This window comes from Sinomonas sp. P47F7 (assembly GCF_049332655.1).
Classification (GTDB): domain Bacteria; phylum Actinomycetota; class Actinomycetes; order Actinomycetales; family Micrococcaceae; genus Sinomonas.
In genome coordinates, this window is sequence record NZ_CP186327.1 from 343,325 (window position 1) to 361,045 (window position 17,721).

14 protein-coding genes and 1 pseudogene are annotated in these 17,721 nt (G+C 70.2%); 8 read left to right on the top strand and 7 right to left on the bottom strand.

What is annotated here, in order from left to right:
• The first annotated feature begins 3 nt into the window (after positions 1-3).
• The 6 genes from ACOKR1_RS01745 (at position 4) to ACOKR1_RS01770 (ending at position 6,509) form a co-directional block, all read left to right on the top strand.
• Positions 4-1,392 carry a hypothetical protein gene (locus ACOKR1_RS01745; RefSeq protein ID WP_422935062.1) on the top strand — a complete coding sequence of 463 codons (1,389 nt, stop codon included), beginning with the start codon at positions 4-6 and terminating at the stop codon, positions 1,390-1,392.
• A 31-nt stretch (positions 1,393-1,423) separates the two neighbouring features.
• Positions 1,424-1,876, top strand: coding sequence for a GNAT family acetyltransferase (locus ACOKR1_RS01750; RefSeq protein ID WP_422935063.1), 453 nt, complete (start codon positions 1,424-1,426; stop codon positions 1,874-1,876).
• A 265-nt stretch (positions 1,877-2,141) separates the two neighbouring features.
• Positions 2,142-3,875 carry a urocanate hydratase gene (locus ACOKR1_RS01755; RefSeq protein ID WP_422935064.1) on the top strand — a complete coding sequence of 578 codons (1,734 nt, stop codon included), beginning with the start codon at positions 2,142-2,144 and terminating at the stop codon, positions 3,873-3,875.
• 9 nt (positions 3,876-3,884) lie between these two features.
• A complete protein-coding gene (gene hutH, locus ACOKR1_RS01760) occupies positions 3,885-5,486 on the top strand; it encodes a histidine ammonia-lyase (RefSeq protein ID WP_422935065.1) in 1,602 nt (533 codons plus the stop codon).
• A gap of 224 nt (positions 5,487-5,710) precedes the next feature.
• Positions 5,711-5,947 carry a hypothetical protein gene (locus ACOKR1_RS01765; RefSeq protein WP_415854742.1) on the top strand — a complete coding sequence of 79 codons (237 nt, stop codon included), beginning with the start codon at positions 5,711-5,713 and terminating at the stop codon, positions 5,945-5,947.
• Between the two features lie 175 nt (positions 5,948-6,122).
• Complete coding sequence (locus tag ACOKR1_RS01770; RefSeq protein ID WP_422935066.1) at positions 6,123-6,509, top strand: DUF1304 domain-containing protein; 387 nt, start codon at positions 6,123-6,125, stop codon at positions 6,507-6,509.
• Between the two features lie 34 nt (positions 6,510-6,543).
• On the opposite strand, the gene hutG is transcribed toward ACOKR1_RS01770, so the two are convergent.
• Positions 6,544-7,545, bottom strand: coding sequence for a formimidoylglutamase (gene hutG, locus ACOKR1_RS01775; RefSeq protein ID WP_422935067.1), 1,002 nt, complete (start codon positions 7,543-7,545; stop codon positions 6,544-6,546).
• A gap of 173 nt (positions 7,546-7,718) precedes the next feature.
• On the opposite strand from hutG, the gene ACOKR1_RS01780 reads away from it, so the two are divergent.
• Positions 7,719-9,476, top strand: coding sequence for a DUF222 domain-containing protein (locus tag ACOKR1_RS01780; RefSeq protein WP_422935068.1), 1,758 nt, complete (start codon positions 7,719-7,721; stop codon positions 9,474-9,476).
• A gap of 147 nt (positions 9,477-9,623) precedes the next feature.
• Here the strand turns inward: ACOKR1_RS01780 and ACOKR1_RS01785 are convergent, their stop codons facing one another.
• The 6 genes and pseudogenes from ACOKR1_RS01785 to ACOKR1_RS01810 all read right to left on the bottom strand — a co-directional run bounded on the left by ACOKR1_RS01785 (position 9,624) and on the right by ACOKR1_RS01810 (position 15,724).
• Positions 9,624-10,520 (bottom strand): phosphogluconate dehydrogenase C-terminal domain-containing protein, encoded by an 897-nt coding sequence (locus ACOKR1_RS01785; RefSeq protein WP_422935069.1) that lies wholly within the window; start codon positions 10,518-10,520, stop codon positions 9,624-9,626.
• Positions 10,513-11,355 carry a sugar phosphate isomerase/epimerase family protein gene (locus ACOKR1_RS01790; RefSeq protein ID WP_422935070.1) on the bottom strand — a complete coding sequence of 281 codons (843 nt, stop codon included), beginning with the start codon at positions 11,353-11,355 and terminating at the stop codon, positions 10,513-10,515. Before ACOKR1_RS01790 ends, ACOKR1_RS01785 begins: the two co-directional genes overlap by 8 nt.
• Positions 11,352-12,200: a triose-phosphate isomerase family protein gene (locus ACOKR1_RS01795; RefSeq protein ID WP_422935071.1), complete on the bottom strand. Its 849-nt coding sequence runs from the start codon at positions 12,198-12,200 to the stop codon at positions 11,352-11,354. The genes ACOKR1_RS01790 and ACOKR1_RS01795 overlap by 4 nt, the downstream gene beginning before the upstream one ends.
• A gap of 2 nt (positions 12,201-12,202) precedes the next feature.
• Positions 12,203-12,658, bottom strand: a complete 456-nt coding sequence (locus tag ACOKR1_RS01800; protein WP_422935072.1) for a ribose-5-phosphate isomerase — start codon at positions 12,656-12,658, stop codon at positions 12,203-12,205.
• Positions 12,655-14,381: pseudogene (locus tag ACOKR1_RS01805) on the bottom strand (dihydroxyacetone kinase family protein). Before ACOKR1_RS01805 ends, ACOKR1_RS01800 begins: the two are co-directional and overlap by 4 nt.
• An 11-nt stretch (positions 14,382-14,392) precedes the next feature.
• Positions 14,393-15,724 carry an MFS transporter gene (locus tag ACOKR1_RS01810; protein ID WP_422935073.1) on the bottom strand — a complete coding sequence of 444 codons (1,332 nt, stop codon included), beginning with the start codon at positions 15,722-15,724 and terminating at the stop codon, positions 14,393-14,395.
• A 158-nt stretch (positions 15,725-15,882) separates the two neighbouring features.
• On the opposite strand from ACOKR1_RS01810, the gene ACOKR1_RS01815 reads away from it, so the two are divergent.
• Positions 15,883-17,715, top strand: coding sequence for a DUF5605 domain-containing protein (locus ACOKR1_RS01815; protein ID WP_422935074.1), 1,833 nt, complete (start codon positions 15,883-15,885; stop codon positions 17,713-17,715).
• The last annotated feature ends 6 nt before the right edge of the window (positions 17,716-17,721 follow it).

The window sequence follows — 17,721 nt, forward strand, 5'->3', positions numbered from 1 at the left end:
GAAATGACGCGCCATTCGTTTAGCCGACGTGTCCGTAATGTTGCGGTTGGACAGAAGCCTGTGCATGCTCGACGAGTTGCGGATATTCCGGGACGGCGATCGATCCACTACGCGGAGTATATCAACCAGATTTTGAGGCGTGCCGCCTATGCCGGTCTTCTGGCTGTAATAGCAGTTGCGGCGCTGCATGGTATGGCCCTTATGGGCTCCGGGTCGGAAAACCAGCCCCATTTTGTATTCGCACCCCTCGGGGCGGCCACCATATCTGCAACGTACGGTATCCTGGCGGCCTTTGTGATTGCGGTCCAATTCTCCGCTCGTGCGACCTCCCGAGCCGAGAAGATCGTGCAGCCGGGAGCCACCTCGTTTATCGGCCTCTTCGCGATGATGCTCATGGTTTGCATTGCGCTCCTGTGTATCGTTGCGCTATTCGGCCTTGGTGGAATCCCGAAGACTGTTGATGCGTATCGAGTCTTCGGGACAATTCTCCTTTCAGCTTTGCTAATTCTTCCTGCTGCTGAGGCATCGATGCTCGCGGATCTCGGATCGGAGCCGCGTGTTCGCGCGGTGGGATACCAGATTGGGCTCGCAGAGATCTGGGAAGCTCAGTCCCGTATACCGGGGGTGCCGATGGGGGGCCGCCAGCGCGTGGCTCAAGGTGCCCTGGTCTTCTTGGTGGCCCCAGTCCTGCTTGCATTTGCGGTCACTCCGCTGGGTGCCTCCGGTGACCCGGAACGTTTCCTCTTGAGGGTAGCCATTGCGGGCGGAGCTGCTATCGTCTCGTTCTTTATGCTCAAGCACCTGGTTTCCGCGCTGGCTGGCCGAGACTGGTCCACAGCGATGACAGTCTTGGTGGTTTTCGTGATTGTTGTTTTGAGCTTTGTGATGACGATACTCACCCAATCTGCTGCCAGTCAGGCAAATGGTGATAATCCAGACGTTTGGTCCCTCCAGCCGACCGCAAGGGCTATGGCTGCATTTATCCTGGTCATGCTCGGGCCGCTTCTAGTGCAGATTCCTCTGTGCTTTATTGGCCCGAAGGGATCTCGTGGTCTCGTGCTGGACTTTGTTGGCCGTTCATACGGGGTGAAGCTGGAAAAGATTGTGTCGCGAGGAGATCTTCCGCCGCGGATTCGTAGGATCAACAGAATTGCGATTCTTAGCTTGTTCCTGTTTCTGATCTTCCCGTTCGGACTCGTCTCAGCCTATTGGGCCGCGCGCGAGATCCGGCGATCGGGCGAACGGGGGGCGACCCTTGTGCGGCTGGCATATGTGTTGTCGGGAATCTGGTGTGTTGGGATTGCTGGCGTTGTGGTGTTCCTGATGCTCGTTCCGAGCGAACTGACATTCTGCGGGACCGATGGCGGCGTGTGCTGGCGATTGGCTCAGTGATCCCACCGAGTGTCGCTGCCCCGGTGGGCCCATGACCCTCCGTTCCTTCGCCGAACCCGACCGCGCCGCCGTCGTGGCCCTCTGGCACGAGGTCGGGCTCACGCGGCCGTGGAACGATCCCGGCAAGGACATCGACCGCGCCGTCGCGACGTGGCCCGATCTGTTCCTCGTCGCCGAGGAGCGCGGTGCTGGAGGTGCCGACGACGGCGGCGCGGGCGGCGGCGCCGTCGTCGGCACCGCGCTGTGCGGCTACGACGGGCACCGCGGCTGGATCTACTACCTCGCCGTCGCGCCCTCGCAGCAGGGTCGCGGGATCGGCCGCGCGCTCATCGCGGAGGCGGAGGCGCGGCTCGAGGCGCTCGGCTGCCCGAAGGCCATGCTCATGGTGCGGCGCGGGAACGAGCAGGCGCACGGCTTCTACGGCGGCTCTGGCTACTCGGAGGATGACGTCGTGACGTTCGGGAAGCGTCTCATCGCCGACTAAGCGCTGCCGATCCGGGCCTGCCACGAGTCCGCCCCCGGATTCCGACCGTGATCAGGAGGCGATTCCACCCGGCCTTCGGCGTGTCCGCCGGGCTCGCCGGACGTTGAGCGTCAATCCCGGTCGGGAACTCCGGGACCTGATCACTTGTCTGGAATGCCGGACGGGTCCGCTCAAAAGCCTCTCCCGCTGGGGCTGCCGACGCGGTGTCATGGATGCAGAAGATCCCGTGGATCGCTAACCCACCATCACCGACGCAGGAGTCACGATGTCCACCACGAGTCCGGCCCGCAAGGCCGACTTCACCACCGGCGCCCGCCCGGTCCGCGCCCCCCGCGGTACCGAGATCACCGCCAAGTCCTGGCAGACCGAGGCGCCTATGCGCATGCTCATGAACAACCTCGATCCCGAGGTGGCCGAGCGCCCGGACGAGCTCGTCGTGTACGGCGGCACGGGCCGCGCCGCGCGCTCGTGGAAGGCGTTCGACGCGATCCTCGCCACGCTCAAGGACATGGACGACGACGAGACCCTCCTCGTGCAGTCCGGCAAGCCCGTGGGCGTCTTCCGCACCAACGTGTGGGCCCCGCGCGTGCTCATCGCGAACTCGAATCTCGTGGGCGACTGGGCGAACTGGCCCGAGTTCCGCCGCCTCGAGGCCGAGGGCCTCACGATGTACGGCCAGATGACGGCCGGTTCGTGGATCTACATCGGCACGCAGGGCATCCTGCAGGGCACGTACGAGACGTTCGCCGCAGTCGGCGCCAAGCTCTTCGCAGAAGAGAAGACCAGCACAGCCAGCCTCAAGGGCACCCTGACCCTCACGGGCGGCTGCGGCGGCATGGGCGGCGCCCAGCCGCTCGCCGTCACGCTCAACGGCGGCGCCGTGCTGATCGTCGACGTCGACGAGTCCCGCCTCCGTCGCCGTGCGGGCAAGCGCTACCTCGACGAGGTCGAGACGGACCTCGACGCCGCGCTTGCCAAGGTCGTCGCCGCGAAGGCCGAGGGCCGCGCGCTCTCCGTGGGCTACGTGGGCAACGCCGCCGAGGTATTCCCCGAGATCCTGCGCCGCCACCGCGCGGGCGAGCTCACGGTCGACATCGTCACCGACCAGACCTCCGCCCACGATCCGCTCAGCTACCTCCCCACCGAGTACACGGTCGAGCAGTGGCACCACGAGGCCGAGGCGGACCCCGAGGGCTTCACGAAGAAGGCCCAGAACGCCATGGCCCGGCACGTCCAGGCCATGGTCGAGTTCCAGGATGCGGGCGCCGAGGTGTTCGACTACGGCAACTCGATCCGCGACGAGGCCCGCAAGGGCGGCTACGGCCGCGCGTTCGAGTTCCCGGGCTTCGTCCCGGCGTACATCCGCCCGCTGTTCTGCGAGGGCCTCGGCCCGTTCCGCTGGGTGGCCTTGTCCGGGGACCCGGAGGACATCAAGGTCACGGATGCGGCCATCAAGGAGCTCTTCCCCGAGAACGAGCACCTGCACCGCTGGATCGATGCCGCCGAGGAGTTCGTCGAGTTCGAGGGCCTGCCCGCGCGCATCTGCTGGCTCGGCTACGGCGAGCGCCACAAGGCCGGCCTCCTCTTCAACAAGCTCGTCGCCGAGGGCAAGGTCAAGGCGCCGATCGTGATCGGCCGCGATCACCTCGACTCGGGTTCCGTCGCCTCGCCGTACCGCGAGACAGAGGCGATGAAGGACGGCTCCGACGCGATCGCCGACTGGCCGCTCCTCAACGCGCTCACCGCGGCGTCCTCGGGCGCCACGTGGGTCTCGATCCACCACGGCGGCGGCGTGGGCATCGGCCGCTCGATCCACGCCGGCCAGGTCTCCGTGGCCGACGGCTCCGAGCTCGCCGCCGCGAAGCTCACCGCACTCCTCACCAACGACCCCGGAATGGGCGTGATCCGCCACGTCGACGCGGGCTACGAGCGCGCCGTCGAGGTCGCCGCGGAGCGCGGCGTTCGTATTCCGATGTCCGCATCCGCGGCCGGGAAGTAAAGGACCACCATGACCCTCACCGCCCCCGAAACCGGCCTTCCCTCTGAGGTGACCCTCTCCCTCGGCGGCCTGACAGCGGCCGACGTCGTCGCCGTCGCCCGCCATCGCGCCCACGTGAGCGTCGCGCCTGAGGCGCTCGCCGAGGTGGCCCGCGTCCGCGCCCACGTCGAGGAGCTCGCCGCGAGCGATACCCCCGCCTACGGCATCTCGACGGGCTTCGGCGCGCTCGCGAACCGCCACATCCCGCAGGACCTGCGCACGCAGCTCCAGAAGTCGCTCATCCGCAGCCACGCGGCGGGCATGGGCCCGGCCGTCGAGCCCGAGGTGGCCCGCGCGCTCATGCTCCTGCGTGCCAAGACGCTCGCGTCCGGCCGCACGGGCGTGCGTCCCGTGGTCCTCGAGACGTTCGTCAAGCTCCTCAACGCGGGCATCACCCCCGTGGTTCGCGAGTTCGGCTCGCTCGGCTGCTCGGGCGACCTCGCCCCGCTCAGCCACGTGGCCCTCGTGCTCATGGGCGAGGGCGAGGCGTTCGGCCCGGACGGCGAGTCCTTCGGCGGCCGCGGCGAGCGGACGACGGCGGAGCTCCTCGCCGAGCATGGCATCGCCCCGGTCACCTTGGCGGAGAAGGAAGGGCTCGCGCTCGTCAACGGCACGGAGGGCATGCTCGGCATGCTGCTCATGGCGCTCCACGACCTCGACGCGCTCGTCAAGACCGCCGACGTGACGGCCGCGCTGTCCGTGGACGGCCTCATGGGCACCGACGCCGTGTTCCTGCCCGAGCTCCACGCGCCGCTGCGCCCGCACCCGGGCCAGGCGGACTCGGCGGCCAACATGCTCGCGGTGCTCCGCGGCTCGAAGATCGTCGAGTCGCACAAGGTCGGCGACAACCGCGTCCAGGACGCCTACTCGCTCCGCTGTGCGCCGCAGGTGGCCGGCGCCGTCCGCGACACGATCGCCCACGCGCGCACGGTCGCGGAGCGCGAGATCGCGGCCGCGATCGACAACCCCGTGGTGCTGCCCGACGGCCGGGTGAGCTCGAACGGCAACTTCCACGGTGCGCCGGTCGCGTACGTGCTGGACTTCCTCGCGATCGCCGTGGCCGACCTCGCGTCGATGGCCGAGCGCCGCACCGACCGCATGCTCGACCCGGCGCGCTCGCACGGCCTGCCCGCGTTCCTCGCCGACGATCCGGGCGTGGACTCGGGCCTCATGATCGCGCAGTACACGCAGGCCGGGCTCGTCTCTGACTGCAAGCGTCTCGCCGTCCCCGCGTCGGTGGACTCGATCCCGAGTTCCGCGATGCAGGAGGACCACGTGTCGATGGGCTGGCACGCGGCGCGCAAGCTGCGCAAGGCGGTCGAGAACCTCCGCCGCGTGCTCGCGATCGAGCTCGTGACGGCGGCCCGCGCGATCGACCTCCGCACGGCGATGTCCGACGGCGCGCTCGTGCCTGGTCCGGGTGGGGCCGCGGCGATCGAGGTGCTCCGGCGCTCGGTGGCGGGTCCCGGCGTCGACCGCTTCATGTCGCCCGAGCTCGAGGAGGCCGACCGCGTGCTCGCACGCGGCGAGCTGCTCGCCTCGGTGAGCGCCGCCGTCGGTGGTTTGCTCTAGCGAAAGCCCGCGCGCACTGGGTGCGCGCCCCGCTGTGGGCCCGGAAAACCGGGCCCACAGCATGGTCCGACCACAGCGTTAGGCAAGTGCACAACGAAACTTGGAGATCGTGGTCGGACTCTACATAGCGACGCGCCGTAGGAACCGATAGAAACAGAGAGGCCGTAATGGCGCGGCTCACAATTGGTCCTAGAGGGACAGGAATCCACGGAGGGGTTAAGGGCATGAAGGCACGCGGAGCGGTACTGACCAGACGGGGCGCGCACCAGGCGCCGATTGCGGACTGGACGGTGCTGCGGGCCGAGGATCCGATCGAGATCATCAAGCACGCGCAGCTCGTGGCCGCGGGGCGAGTCGAGGAAGTCTCGCTCAGCGGCAACGTGCTGTGGATCAAGGCTGACGGCGGTGAGCCCCGTCGACTTTTCCTGAAGTCCGACGGCGTGCTCGTCCGCCGCGCATAGGGGTTCCCTCGCTCGCAACGTAGGAACTCGCAACCCAGCGCGGGCCCCGCACCGATGACGGTGCGGGGCCCGTGTGGGTTGGGGCCCGTATGGGTTGGGGCCCGTGTGCGTGAGGCCCGTGTGCGTGGGGCCGGAATCGCGGGGAGAAACGTGGTCGAGCCAGTAGCCTGTGGCCATGGTCATTGCTGGACTCGTCTTCGCGGGCATCGCCGCGCTCATCCACGTCTACATCTTCTATATGGAATCGCTCGCGTGGACGGCCGCGCGGACGCGTGCGACGTTCGGGACCTCACCCGAGCAGGCTGAGGCCAGCAAGGAGCTCGCCTTCAACCAGGGCTTCTACAACCTGTTCCTCGCGGTCGCGGCCGGCCTGGGCGTGGTCCTCGTCACGGCCGGCGCCACCGCGGTCGGCGCGACGCTCGTGTTCGTGGGTGCCGGATCGATGGTCGCTGCGGGCTTGGTGCTGCTGCTGTCGTCGCCCTCGAAGGCGAGCGCTGCACTCAAGCAGCTGGTTCCGCCGGCGATCGGCGTCGTGTGCCTCGCGATCGGCCTCGCACTCTAGCCGTGCTTTCCCTCTAACCCGTCCGGGCTGGCTCCTAGCCCAGGATCGTGTCGACGAGCCGCGCGGCGACGCGCGCGGTGCGGCCGTCGACGTCGAACCGTGGGTTGAGCTCCGCGAGGTCCGCGTGCACGAGCTTGCCGCTCGCCACGACGCGGCGCACGACCGCGACGATCACCTCGAGCGGCACGCCCAGCGCGGCGGGGGCCGAGACCCCCGGGGCGACGGCGGCGGGGAGCACGTCGAGGTCGATGGTGAGGTACACGGCGTCGAGCCCCGCGAGGAAGTCCTCGACGAACGACTCCGCGGTCTCCCGCGTCGCGTACTCGTCGAGAAGATAGCGCACACCGAGCTCGTCGGCTCGGCGGAACAGCGCGAGCGTGTTGTTGGGCCGGGAGATGCCGACAACGGCGTACTCAAGCGTGCGGCCAGCGGCGGCTTCCGCTCGGGCCATCTGGAGGAATGGGGTTCCCGAGCTCGCCCGCGTCTCGTCGCGAAGGTCGAAATGCGCGTCGAGGTTGAGCACGCCGACGCGCCGACCGGCCGCCGGCTCCGCGTCGATGACGCCGAGATAGCTTGCGAACGCCGTCTCGTGGCCACCGCCGAGCGTCACGGTGAGCGCACCCGCGTCGAGGAGGGCCGATACGGCCGCGCCGCAGCGCTCCTGCCCGCCCTCGAGGTCGCCGGGCATCTCGTCGGAGCCGAGCGTCACTGTGACGTCGCCGACGTCGAACACCTCCCGCGCGAGATGGAACGCGAGTGGGCCCAAGGCCGCGCGCACGGCCGCAGGCGCCCCCGCCGCGCCGATCCGGCCCTTGTTGCGCCGCACGCCCTCGTCGGAGCGGAAGCCGAGCAGCACGCCCGGGCGGGGGCCGCCGTCGGCCGTTGCCCGGGCCACGGCCTCGGCGAACGCCCCCGACGACCACGGCTGCACGGCCTGCCACCAGCGGGCATGCTCAGGGGCGTCGCCGTCGTTCCGCCCGGTCCACGGTTCACTCGGAGCGTCGACGGGGAGCGTGGTGCGGGTGGCGTCGTTCATGTCTCCAGCACATCGCACGGGGCGCCGTCGGCGCCAGTGTCTGGCGGCAGGGATGTCCGGTCCCCCGGACGGCGGGCTGAGGGGTGGAGCCGATGGATCGAATACTTCTTCTGGTTCTATGGTGACGTGTGGTATTATTAGTCAATAGTTTCGACTGATGTTGGGGGGACATCATGGCTGGCGGAACCGGTCCGGGTGACGAGGGCTCCGAGGCGGCTGCGCCGATTCCCGCGGGCGGCTCCCCTGAGGCTTCGGGAGCGGTCATGCTCGTCCCGCGGCCCGGGTCACTTCTGGAGGGCTCGCTGTGGCATCCGGATCCGTCCACGCTCACCGGCGCGGACGCCCTCAGGGTGTTGGCCGATATCGGTCGGGCACGGTCTTTCCTCGCGGCGCTCGAGGCTCTGGCGGTCGAGCGGGTCCGGCTCGCCTGCGAGGACGAGGCGCGCGTCGCTGCCGGTCGGGCCGACCGAGGTCCCGAGCGGTTCGGCGGGGACGTTGGGCACGCCCTCGCGGTGTCCGAGGTCGCAGTAGCCGAGGGGATCAGCGAGTGGGCTGCCGCGCGGCTGCTGAAGGCGTCCGAGTCGCTGTGCGGCCCGCAACTGGCGGTGCTGAGCAGGTTGGAGTGCGGGATGCTGTCCGAAGCGCACGCCCGCGTCATCACGGAGGAGACCGCAACGCTTCCGGCGGACATGGCCGAGGAGTTCGGGATCGAATGCTTGGGGCGGCTCGAGACCCGGAGCGGGCGCAGGCGGGCTGCGGGCGAGTTCCGAGCGGTGGTGCGGGGCCTGCGCGAGCGCCAGCATCCGGAGACGATTCGGGCCCGGAAGGCGCGCGCCATGCGGGACCGCGGGGTGTGGGTGCGCCCGGAGCCAGACGGGATGTGCACCCTGAACGCGCTCCTTCCGGCAGAGGTCGGTCTCGCTGCCGTCGGCAGAGTCGACGGGATCGCCCGCGCGGTGCGCCGGGCCGACCCGGAGGAAGGGCGGACGTTGCCTCAGTTGCGCGCGGACATCTTGTCAGGCCTGATCCTCGGCTCGAGTGGAGGCGACGCGACGGGGAGCGGCCCGACTGGGGGCGACGCGACCGGGAGCGACTCCTGTCCGATCGGGGGCCAAGACCCGCCTCCGGAGGGCCCGGCAAGTCGTTCGGCGAAGGTGCCCAGGACGCCGGCGGGCTTGCCTGGCCCTGCGAAAGCCGCGTTTGTGCCTTCGGAGGGCGCGCCCGGGCCGGCGGAGGGCGTTCCGGTGCCGGCGGCGGGCGTTCCGGTGCCGGCGGCGGAGATCGTCGTCTATGTTCCCGCCGGGTCGCTACTGGGGCTGAGTGACGAGCCCGCGGTCCTCGAGGGCTATGGCCCGATCGATGCCGAGACCGCTCGGGCGCTGGCCGTGGTCGCTCCGACGTGGCAGCTGCTCTCCATCGGAGCAGACGGGATCCCGCTCTCCCTTGGCCGCACGGCGTACAGGCCGCCAAAGCGCTTACGCCGCTTCATCGAGTACCGCGACGGCACCTGCTTGTTTCCGGGGTGCTCCCGCCCGGCCCGGAAGGCCGAGATCGACCACATCACCGAGTGGCAGGACGGCGGGACTACCGACGCGGTCAACCTCCAGGCGCTCTGCGAGAAGCACCACGCGCTGAAGAGCCTGCGTCTGTGGAACTCGTCTCGGCTCGAGGCTGAGGCCGGGGAATCGTGCGGGCCCGTACTCTGGGTCTCGCCGCTTGGCGCGCGCGCTGTCGCCGGGCCGATCGACCGTGAGCTCGGGGACGCTGGTCACACGATGCCAATGGACCATGCGACGCCCGCGGCCCGAAGCGACCTCGGCCCGCCGCCCGTCCCCGACGCCGACCCGGGACCGGACCTCAACCCTGACCCGGGACCGGACCTCAACCCTGACCCGAGACCGGACCTCAACCCTGACCCGCCGCCATTCTGACACGATGACCGACGAGCCAGATCTAGGTCGTGGAACAGATTCGACCGCGCCCGCCGCAGAAGTGCGCCGGGCGCGGTCCGATACCGTCACGAAGACCGCCGTGCGACCCGCGCGAACGGCGGAGCCTGGTTACCGGGCGCCCTCAGATCAGTGCTGCACCTTCTCGAGCTTGAGCATTTCGGCGATGACCGTGTCGAGCTCGGTGTCCTGGAAGATCTTCTTCCAGTCGTCCTTGATGATGGTGCGCTTGCCGTACTGGATCGCGATCTCGCAGGCCTCGGAGAACGGGTTGGAGCCGCGGAGGGCGTTGGTGAGCGCGATCTGGGTGTGGCCGAAGAGCATGGCCTTGGCTGCGGCCTCGGGGACGCCGACGGTGTGGACGGTTTCGTGGAGGGCTTCGTTGAGGAGGGTGCCGATCATGCAGGCGACGGTCTCGACGAGGGTGGGCTCGAGGACGGCGAGCTGGTAGACAGTGACCCAGTGGACGTCGATGACGGGGGCGTACATGGTGCGGATCACGGCCTCGGCGCGGTCCCGCGCGGAGGTGGGGGCGTCGTCGTCAATCGCGGCGACCACGTTCTGGGGCGCGCCCGCGCCGCCGAAGGTGTCGGCCCACTCTTCTTTCGTGGTGCGCTCGAGGAACACCGAGGGGTGGCAGGGGTGGGCGACGGCCTGGATGACGTCGTCGCGCGTGGAGAGCAGTCCCGCGTAGGCGGCGGCGGGGTCGAGCGTGAGGAGGATCGCGCCGGGCTTGAGCTGGGGCACGACTCCCTCGGAGACCTTGCCGAGGACTACGTCGGGGACGGCGAGGATCACGACGTCGGCGGCCTTGACGGCGTCGTCGGTCGGGGTGATCTCGCGGCCGAAGCCGCGCACGCGCTCCTGCCCGGCGGGAGAGTTCTCGCTGTAGAGGACGGTGTGCCCGGACTTCTGCAGGTTGGCGGAGACCCGCAGGCCCATCTTCCCGCCCGCGCCGATGACGGCGACGGTCAGCTGTTCGGTCGTTTCCTGTGCCTTGTTGTTTTCCTGTGCTTCGTTAGGCATTTCCCTTGCTCCTTAGGTAGGCGATGGTCTGGTCGGTCCACTGGCGCTCGGCGCGGATGGTCTCCTCGGGAGAGCCCTGCCAGGGGAGCCAATGCTCGACGATCTGGTTGATGCTGTTCTGGGCCGGGCGGATTGCGGCGGCCATGTGGTCGTAGTCCAGGAGGCCCTCGCCCATGGGCACGCCCGTGTAGACGAAGCCGACCCAGCCGTCCTGCCGGCCGAACGCGAAGTCCTTGATGTGCATGTTCAGCACGTGCGGGGCCACGCCCTCGATGACCTCGCGCGGGTTCTCGAGCGCCGCGACCGTGTTGGCGGGGTCGGAGCAGATCCCGAGGCTCGGGCTGCCGATCGCCTCGACGACCGCGATGAGCTCAGCGGTGGGGACCTGTTCGTAGGTTTCGAGGGCGAGGTGGACGCCCGCGGTCTCGTACTCGGGCATCACCTCGCGCAGGAGCTCGATGGCCTCCGCGGGCGACGGCGCGTGGCCGGGTTCGCCCGGACCTCCGAAGACGTCGGGCGCCGGGGTATTGAGCATGCTGCGCACAAGGTCCGCGCCGAGCGCCTTGGCGATGTGCAGGAAGCGGCGCAGCCGTTCGGGGCGGATGCCCTTGGTGCCGACCTCGAGCGCGACGCCTTGGGCGTCGGCGTGGGCGCGGAGCTCGGCGAGCTGCGCGTCGTCCCAGGCCTCGAGCGGTGCATAGTCGCAGATCTGCAGGAGTCCGAGGCCGAGCTCGTGGGCGCGGTCGACGGCGCCGGCGAGGCTCAGCGGGTTCGGGACCCGGTCGCTGAGCTCCCAGAAGAGGGCGTAGGTGCTGAGGCCGATTCGGCTGCTCATTGCCGCGCCCCCTCGTGTGCCAGCCCGGCCCCGACCCGGGCCGCGGCCTCGTCGAGGACCGCGGCAAAGGCAGCGGGGTCGTGGGCGAAGCGGCCCAGGAACAGGCCGTCGACGGCGGGGGAGAGGCGTCCGAGGAGGCCCGGCCCGGCGCTGCCGCCGTAGATCACACGGCTCCCTTCGCGTCCGGGCATGCCGGCGAGGGCGTCGGCGAGGGCCTCGGCGACGGCGGAGACGTGCTCGGGGGACGCCGGCTCGGGCGCGCCGATGGCCCAGTGGGGCTCGTAGGCGACGATGACGCGACCCTCAGGGGCGCCGGCAGCGGCGCCGTCGATCGCGCCCATGGTGAGCAGCGCGGCGAGCTCGCGGCGGCACCATTGGGCGGCGTCGTCCGCGTTTCCGCGCTCGGGCTCGCCGACGCACAGGACCGGGGTGAGGCCGTTGCGCAGGGCGGCCGCGGTCTTCGCGGCGACCATGGCGTCGTCCTCGCCGAAGAACCGGCGGCGTTCGGCGTGCCCGACCTCGGCGTAGCCGCAGCGCAGCTCTGCGAGCACGGCACCGCTGACCTCGCCCGTGAACGCGCCGGAGTCTTCCCACGAGAGGTCCTGGCCGCCGACCCCGACCCCAGCCGGGGCGAGGATGGCCCGGGCGGCGCGGAGCGCGGGGGCGGTGGGCAGGACGAAGAGCTCGACCGTGCCGTCCTGCACGGCCGGGTGGTCGGCGGCGATGCGGGCCACAGAGCGGCACCAGTCGAGGGTCTGTTCGTAGCCGAAGTACATCTTCAGGCTCACGCCCAGCACGGCTTGGGGTCGCACGGCCTGGGGCCGGGTTTCAGCAGGACGGGACACCCTCATAGTCCTTCAGGATCTGGACCTTCGCGGCGGACGGAGGCGGAGGCCTCGTCGAAGCGGTAGGTCAGCCATTCCCTGGCCAGCCGGCGGGCGAGCTCGAGACCGATGACGCGCTGACCGAAGCACAGGATCTGGGCATTGTTGCTCAGGACCGAGCGCTCCACGGAGAACGAGTCGTGGGCCGTGACGGCGCGGATGCCCGGGACCTTGTTGGCGGCGATCGCGACGCCGAGGCCGGTGCCGCACACGAGCAGCGCCCGGTCGGCCTCGCCCGCGGCGACGAGCTCGGCCGCGGCGATCGCGACTGACGGGTACGGGGTGTGCGAGACGGCGTCCACGCCCACGTCGGTCGCGGACTCGACGACGCCGCTGGCCTCGAGGTCGGCCTTGAGGGCCTCCTTGTACTCGAAGCCCGCGTCGTCGCAGCCGACGACGATCCTCAGCTTCTGGCTCATACTTCTGCTTCCTTCCGGGTCAGGGTCGTGTGGATGGCGCGGACCACGAGCGCGAGGGAGACCGCGCCCGCGTCCGGGGTTCCGAGGCTCTTCTCCGCGTGCGGGCGCGCGCGGCCGAGGCGGGGGAGCAGGTTCGCAGTGGCCTCGGCGGCGCGTTCGGCCGCGGTCGCGGCCTCGCCCCAAGCCTCGCCCAGCGGGACGGTCCCTGCTCGGGCAGAGAGGACGCGGCTGAAGGGGATGAGCGCGTCGACGAGGGTCTTGTCGCCGAGTTGGGCCTTGCCGAATGCGGTGATCGCGTCCGTGGCCGCCGCGACGCCGGCGGCGACGCGCGCGCCGTCGGGTGCGTCGTCGTCGCCCGTCGTCTCGCCGAGGGTCCGCAGGGCCAGGCCCCACAGCGCGCCCGAGGTGCCGCCCGCGCGGTCGGCCCACGCGTCCCGGCCCAGGCCAGTGCGGTGCCAGTCCCGGCGCCGCGGGCCACCGCGCGCGACGCGGCGTCCGCGGCGGCGTGGACGCCGCGCTGCATGCCGATGCCGTGGTCGCCGTCGCCCGCGATCGCGTCGATGCGGCCGAGCTCGTCGGCGTTCGCGTCGACGGTCGCGCGGGCCGCCTCGAGCGCGGCGAGGACGCGCGCCGCGGCCTCGCGGGAGGGAGCGGACGACGGCGGGACCTCGGCCTCCGCTGCTTCCGCGCCGTCCGGGAGAACGTCACCCGTGATGTCGACGCTGCCGCGCCGGAAGCTCGGCGCGTCGACCGGGGCGAGCCAGAGCCGCTCGAGCTCCTCGTCCAGCCAGAACAGAGTCAGGGACGTCCCGGCCATGTCGAAGGAGGTCACGAGCTCGCCGACCTGCGGGTCCACGGCCTCGATCCCGGCCCCGGCCAGCAGTCCTGCGACTCGCCGGTAGACGACGAACAGCTCCTCGTACTTCACGCCGCCGAGCCCGTTGAGGATCGGTACCGCGCGCGCGCCGCGCGCTTGGACGCCGTCGGGCACCTCGGCGAGAAGCCGCGTCACGAGCAGCTCGGCGAGCTCGTCCGCGCTCGGGACGTCCTGCTCGCCGATGCCCGGCTCGCCGTGGATGCCCATGCCCACGGCCATGCGGCCCGCTGGGACGGTGAAGAGCGGCTCGCGGGCGCCCGGGAGCGTGCAGCCGGTGAACGCGACGCCGAGCGAGCGGGTCCGCTCGTTGGCCCGGACCGCGAGGGCGTGCACCTGGGCCAGGGTCCGGCCCTCCTCGGCCGCGGCGCCGGCGACCTTGAAGACCGTGAGGTCGCCCGCGATGCCGCGGCGCTTGTGCCGCTCGGCGAGGGAGGCGCTCGAGACGTCGTCAGTGACGGCGATGCTCTCGCACTCGATGCCCTCGGCCCGGAGGCGCTCCTGCGCCTGGGTGAAGTGCAGGACGTCCCCCGCGTAGTTCCCGTACGCAAGCAGCACCCCGCCGCCCGCCTCGACGGCCTTCGCGACCGAGTACACCTGCTGCGCCGACGGCGAGGCGAACAGGTTCCCCATCGCGGCGCCGTGCGCGAGGCCCGGGCCCACGAGCCCAGCGAACGCGGGATAGTGCCCCGAGCCGCCGCCGACGACGATCGCGGCCCCGCCCTCGCGCGTCGCCGTGCGCCGGGCGACGCCGCCCGACACGCGCCGCACCCAGCGGCGATGGCTCGCGACAAAGCCCTCGGTCATCTCGTCCGCGAACGCGGCCGGGTCATTGAAGAGGCGGGTCATGGTGGGAGCTCCTAGTGGGAAGAGACGGTGTCGAGGCGGTCGTTGTCCGGTGTCGCGGCGGCGGCGCCCCGGCGGGCGAGCACGACCATGAGGATCGAGGAGAGGACCATGAAGCCGCCGACCACGAACATCGGCACGATGTAGCTCCCCGTCCAGTCCTTGAGCGCGCCGGTCACGTAGCCGGCGGCGAAGCCCGCGATGTTGATGAGGGCGATTCCGGCGGCGGCCGCCGCTCCCGTGAGGAAGCGCGTCGGGACCGTCCAGAAGTTGGGCAGCGCCGCGAAGATGGCGCAGGCCGTCACCGTGATGACGGCGACCGTGGCCACGGGGTTGTTCGTCGCGAGCGCGAGGGGGATGCTCACGCCGCCCACGAGGGCCGGGACCGCGATGTGCCACGCCCTGACTCCACGCCGGCTTGCGTCGCGGGACCAGAAGAAGAGGACGACGGCGGCCGGCAGGTAGGGGATGGCCGTGATGAGGCCCTGCTGGAAGACGTCAAGCTTCGTGCCGAACTGCGTCTCGAAGCCCTTGATGATCGTCGGGAGGAAGAAGCCGAGGGCGTAGAGGCCGTAGATGAAGCCGAAATAGATGAAGGAGAGGATCCAGACACGCCCGTTGCCGAGGGCCTTCCACGCGCTCACGTGCTGGGCCGCCGCCGTCGTCTGCGCCTCGCGCACCAAGGCTCCGGTGAGCCACTCCTTCTCATCCGAGGTGAGCCATTTCGCATCGGCGGGCTTGTCGGAGAGATAGAACCACGCGACGACGCCGATCATGATCGCCGGGATGGCGACGCCGAGGTACATGAAGCGCCAGCCCTCGAGGCCGAAGATGCCGTGCTGCTGCATGAGCGCCCCCGCGAGCGGGGCACCGATGACCGTGGTGAGGGGCTGGGCCAGGTAGAACAGCGCGAGGATCTTGCTGCGGTGCTTCGCAGGGACCCACAGGCTGAGGAAGAGGATTGCGCCGGGGAAGAAGCCGGCCTCGGCGACGCCGAGCGCGAAGCGGAGGATGTAGAGCCCCTCGGCGTTGGGGACCCACGTGAACAGCGCGGCCACGATGCCCCAGCTCACCATGATGCGGGCCAGCCAGCGGCGGGCGCCGAACTTGTGGAGGGCGAGGTTGCTGGGTACCTCGAGCAGGATGTACCCGATGAAGAACACGCCGGACGCGAAGCCGAACTGGGCCGCCGAGAGGGCGATGTCGTGGTTCATGCCGTTAGGCCCCGCGAAGGAGATCGCGGTCCGGTCGAGGTAGTTGATGAAGAACATGAGCGCCACGAAGGGCACGAGGCGGATGGCGACTTTGCGTACTGCCGACCGTTCCGCGGGCGGAGTGGTGTCCACATTGACTCCTGGGCTTCTTCGGGGGCGCCACAGTGCTCCCCTCGGCTTTCGACGGTACGCCTTTCGGCCAGAATTGGTCAACCGGTTGACGTTGTGATGCGGGGCACCGATACTGGTGAGCGCAGCGACGCGACTGCCCGACAGAAGGGAAACCACCATTGAGCGGCTACAGCCCCGACTCCCTTCTCGGTGACGTGCTCGACGATCCCGGCGCCCGCCCGTTGATCGAACGCGCCATGCCGGCTCTCGTGAACTCGCCGCTCATCCTCCAGCTGCGGCATAGCCCGGTGGGCCAGCTGATCGGGTTCGGCGCCCGCCAGCTGACCGACGAGGAGATCTCGCGACTGTGGCGCGATCTCGCGGCACTGTCCGCGCAGAGCACCGCACCGCGCGTCGAACCGTCTCCGATCGTGCCGAGCCCCGACTACGAGGGCCCCGAGGTGGCCCGGGCCTCGCGGCACGCCGAGTACCCCGCGTCCGCGGAGCGGTGGGCGGTCTTCGAGATCAGCATCCCGGGCCCCGACCACGGAAACCCGTTCGTCGACGTCGACCTCCACGCGACGTTCCGGCTTCGTGCCGCGAACGGCGGCGGGCGCCGCGGGTCGACGTACCGCGTGGGGGGCTTCTACGACGGCGGGGGCCGGTACGTGATCCGCTTGGCGGCGCCGGACGTGGGGGAGTGGGAGTTCGTGACCGACTCCACCGCGCGGTCGCTCGATGGCCTCCGCGGCTCATTCTCGGCGAGCGCCCCGGCGCGGGCCGGCAACCGCGGCCCCGTGCGCGTGGCAGACACGTTCCACTTCCGCTACGCCGATGGCACGCGCTACCGCCCGGTCGGCACGACCGCGTACGCGTGGACCAACCAGCCTGCGGACCTCCAGGAGCGCACCCTCGAGACGTTGGCGCAGACCGCCTTCACCAAGCTGCGCATGTGCGTCTTCCCCAAGTCGTACCTCTTCAACACCAACGAGCCCCCGGTCTACCCGTTCGAGCGGGCCGAGGACGGCACCTTCGACACGACCCGGCCCGTTCCGGCGTTCTTCCGCCACCTCGAACGCCGCATCGATCAGCTCGCGGAGCTCGGCATCGAGGCGGACCTCATCCTGTTCCATGCCTACGACCGCTGGGGCTTCTCGGACCTGGGCAAGGCCGGGGACGACCGCTACGTCCGGTACCTCGTGCGCCGCCTCCACGCGTTCCGCAACGTGTGGTGGTCGCTCGCCAACGAGTACGACCTCGTCCGCTCGAAGACCACGGAGGACTGGGAGCGATTCGCCGAGATCATCGGCGAAGAGGATCCGACCGGCCACCTGACCTCGATCCACAACTGCTTCGGCTTCTACGACTACACCCGCCCGTGGATCACGCACTGCAGCATTCAGCGCACCGACGTCTACCGCACCTCGGAGAACACGACCGCCTGGCGCGAGGAGTTCGGCAAGCCGATCGTGATCGACGAGTGCGCCTACGAGGGCGACATTGACCAGGGTTGGGGCAACATCAGCGGCGAGGAACTCGTGCGGCGGTACTGGGAGGGCGCCGTCCGCGGCGGCTATGTTGGCCACGGCGAGACGTACCTCAACGACCGCGAGGAGCTCTGGTGGTCCAAGGGCGGCGAACTCGTGGGCGACTCCCCGGCCCGGATTGCGTTCCTCGAGAAGCTCATGGCCCAGGCGCCGGACGGGGTCTTCGACCCACTCCCGAGCGACTGGGACGTCGCGTGGGGCGGTGCCCCGGGACATGAGCTCGCCTACTTCGGCTTCGGGCGCCCGCGCTACCGCGACATCATCCGCAAGCCCGGGACCCGGTACGCCGTGGACGTCATCGACACGTGGAACATGTCCGTCGAGAGGCTCCCCGGGACCTTCGAGGGGACGTTCCGGGTCCCCCTGCCCGGCCGCCAGTACATGGCCATCCGCCTCACCGCGGCGCGCTCGGACCGCGCCGACGACGGCGGGGAGACGGCGGGGAATCGTGAGGAGGGCCGCTAGCCTGTG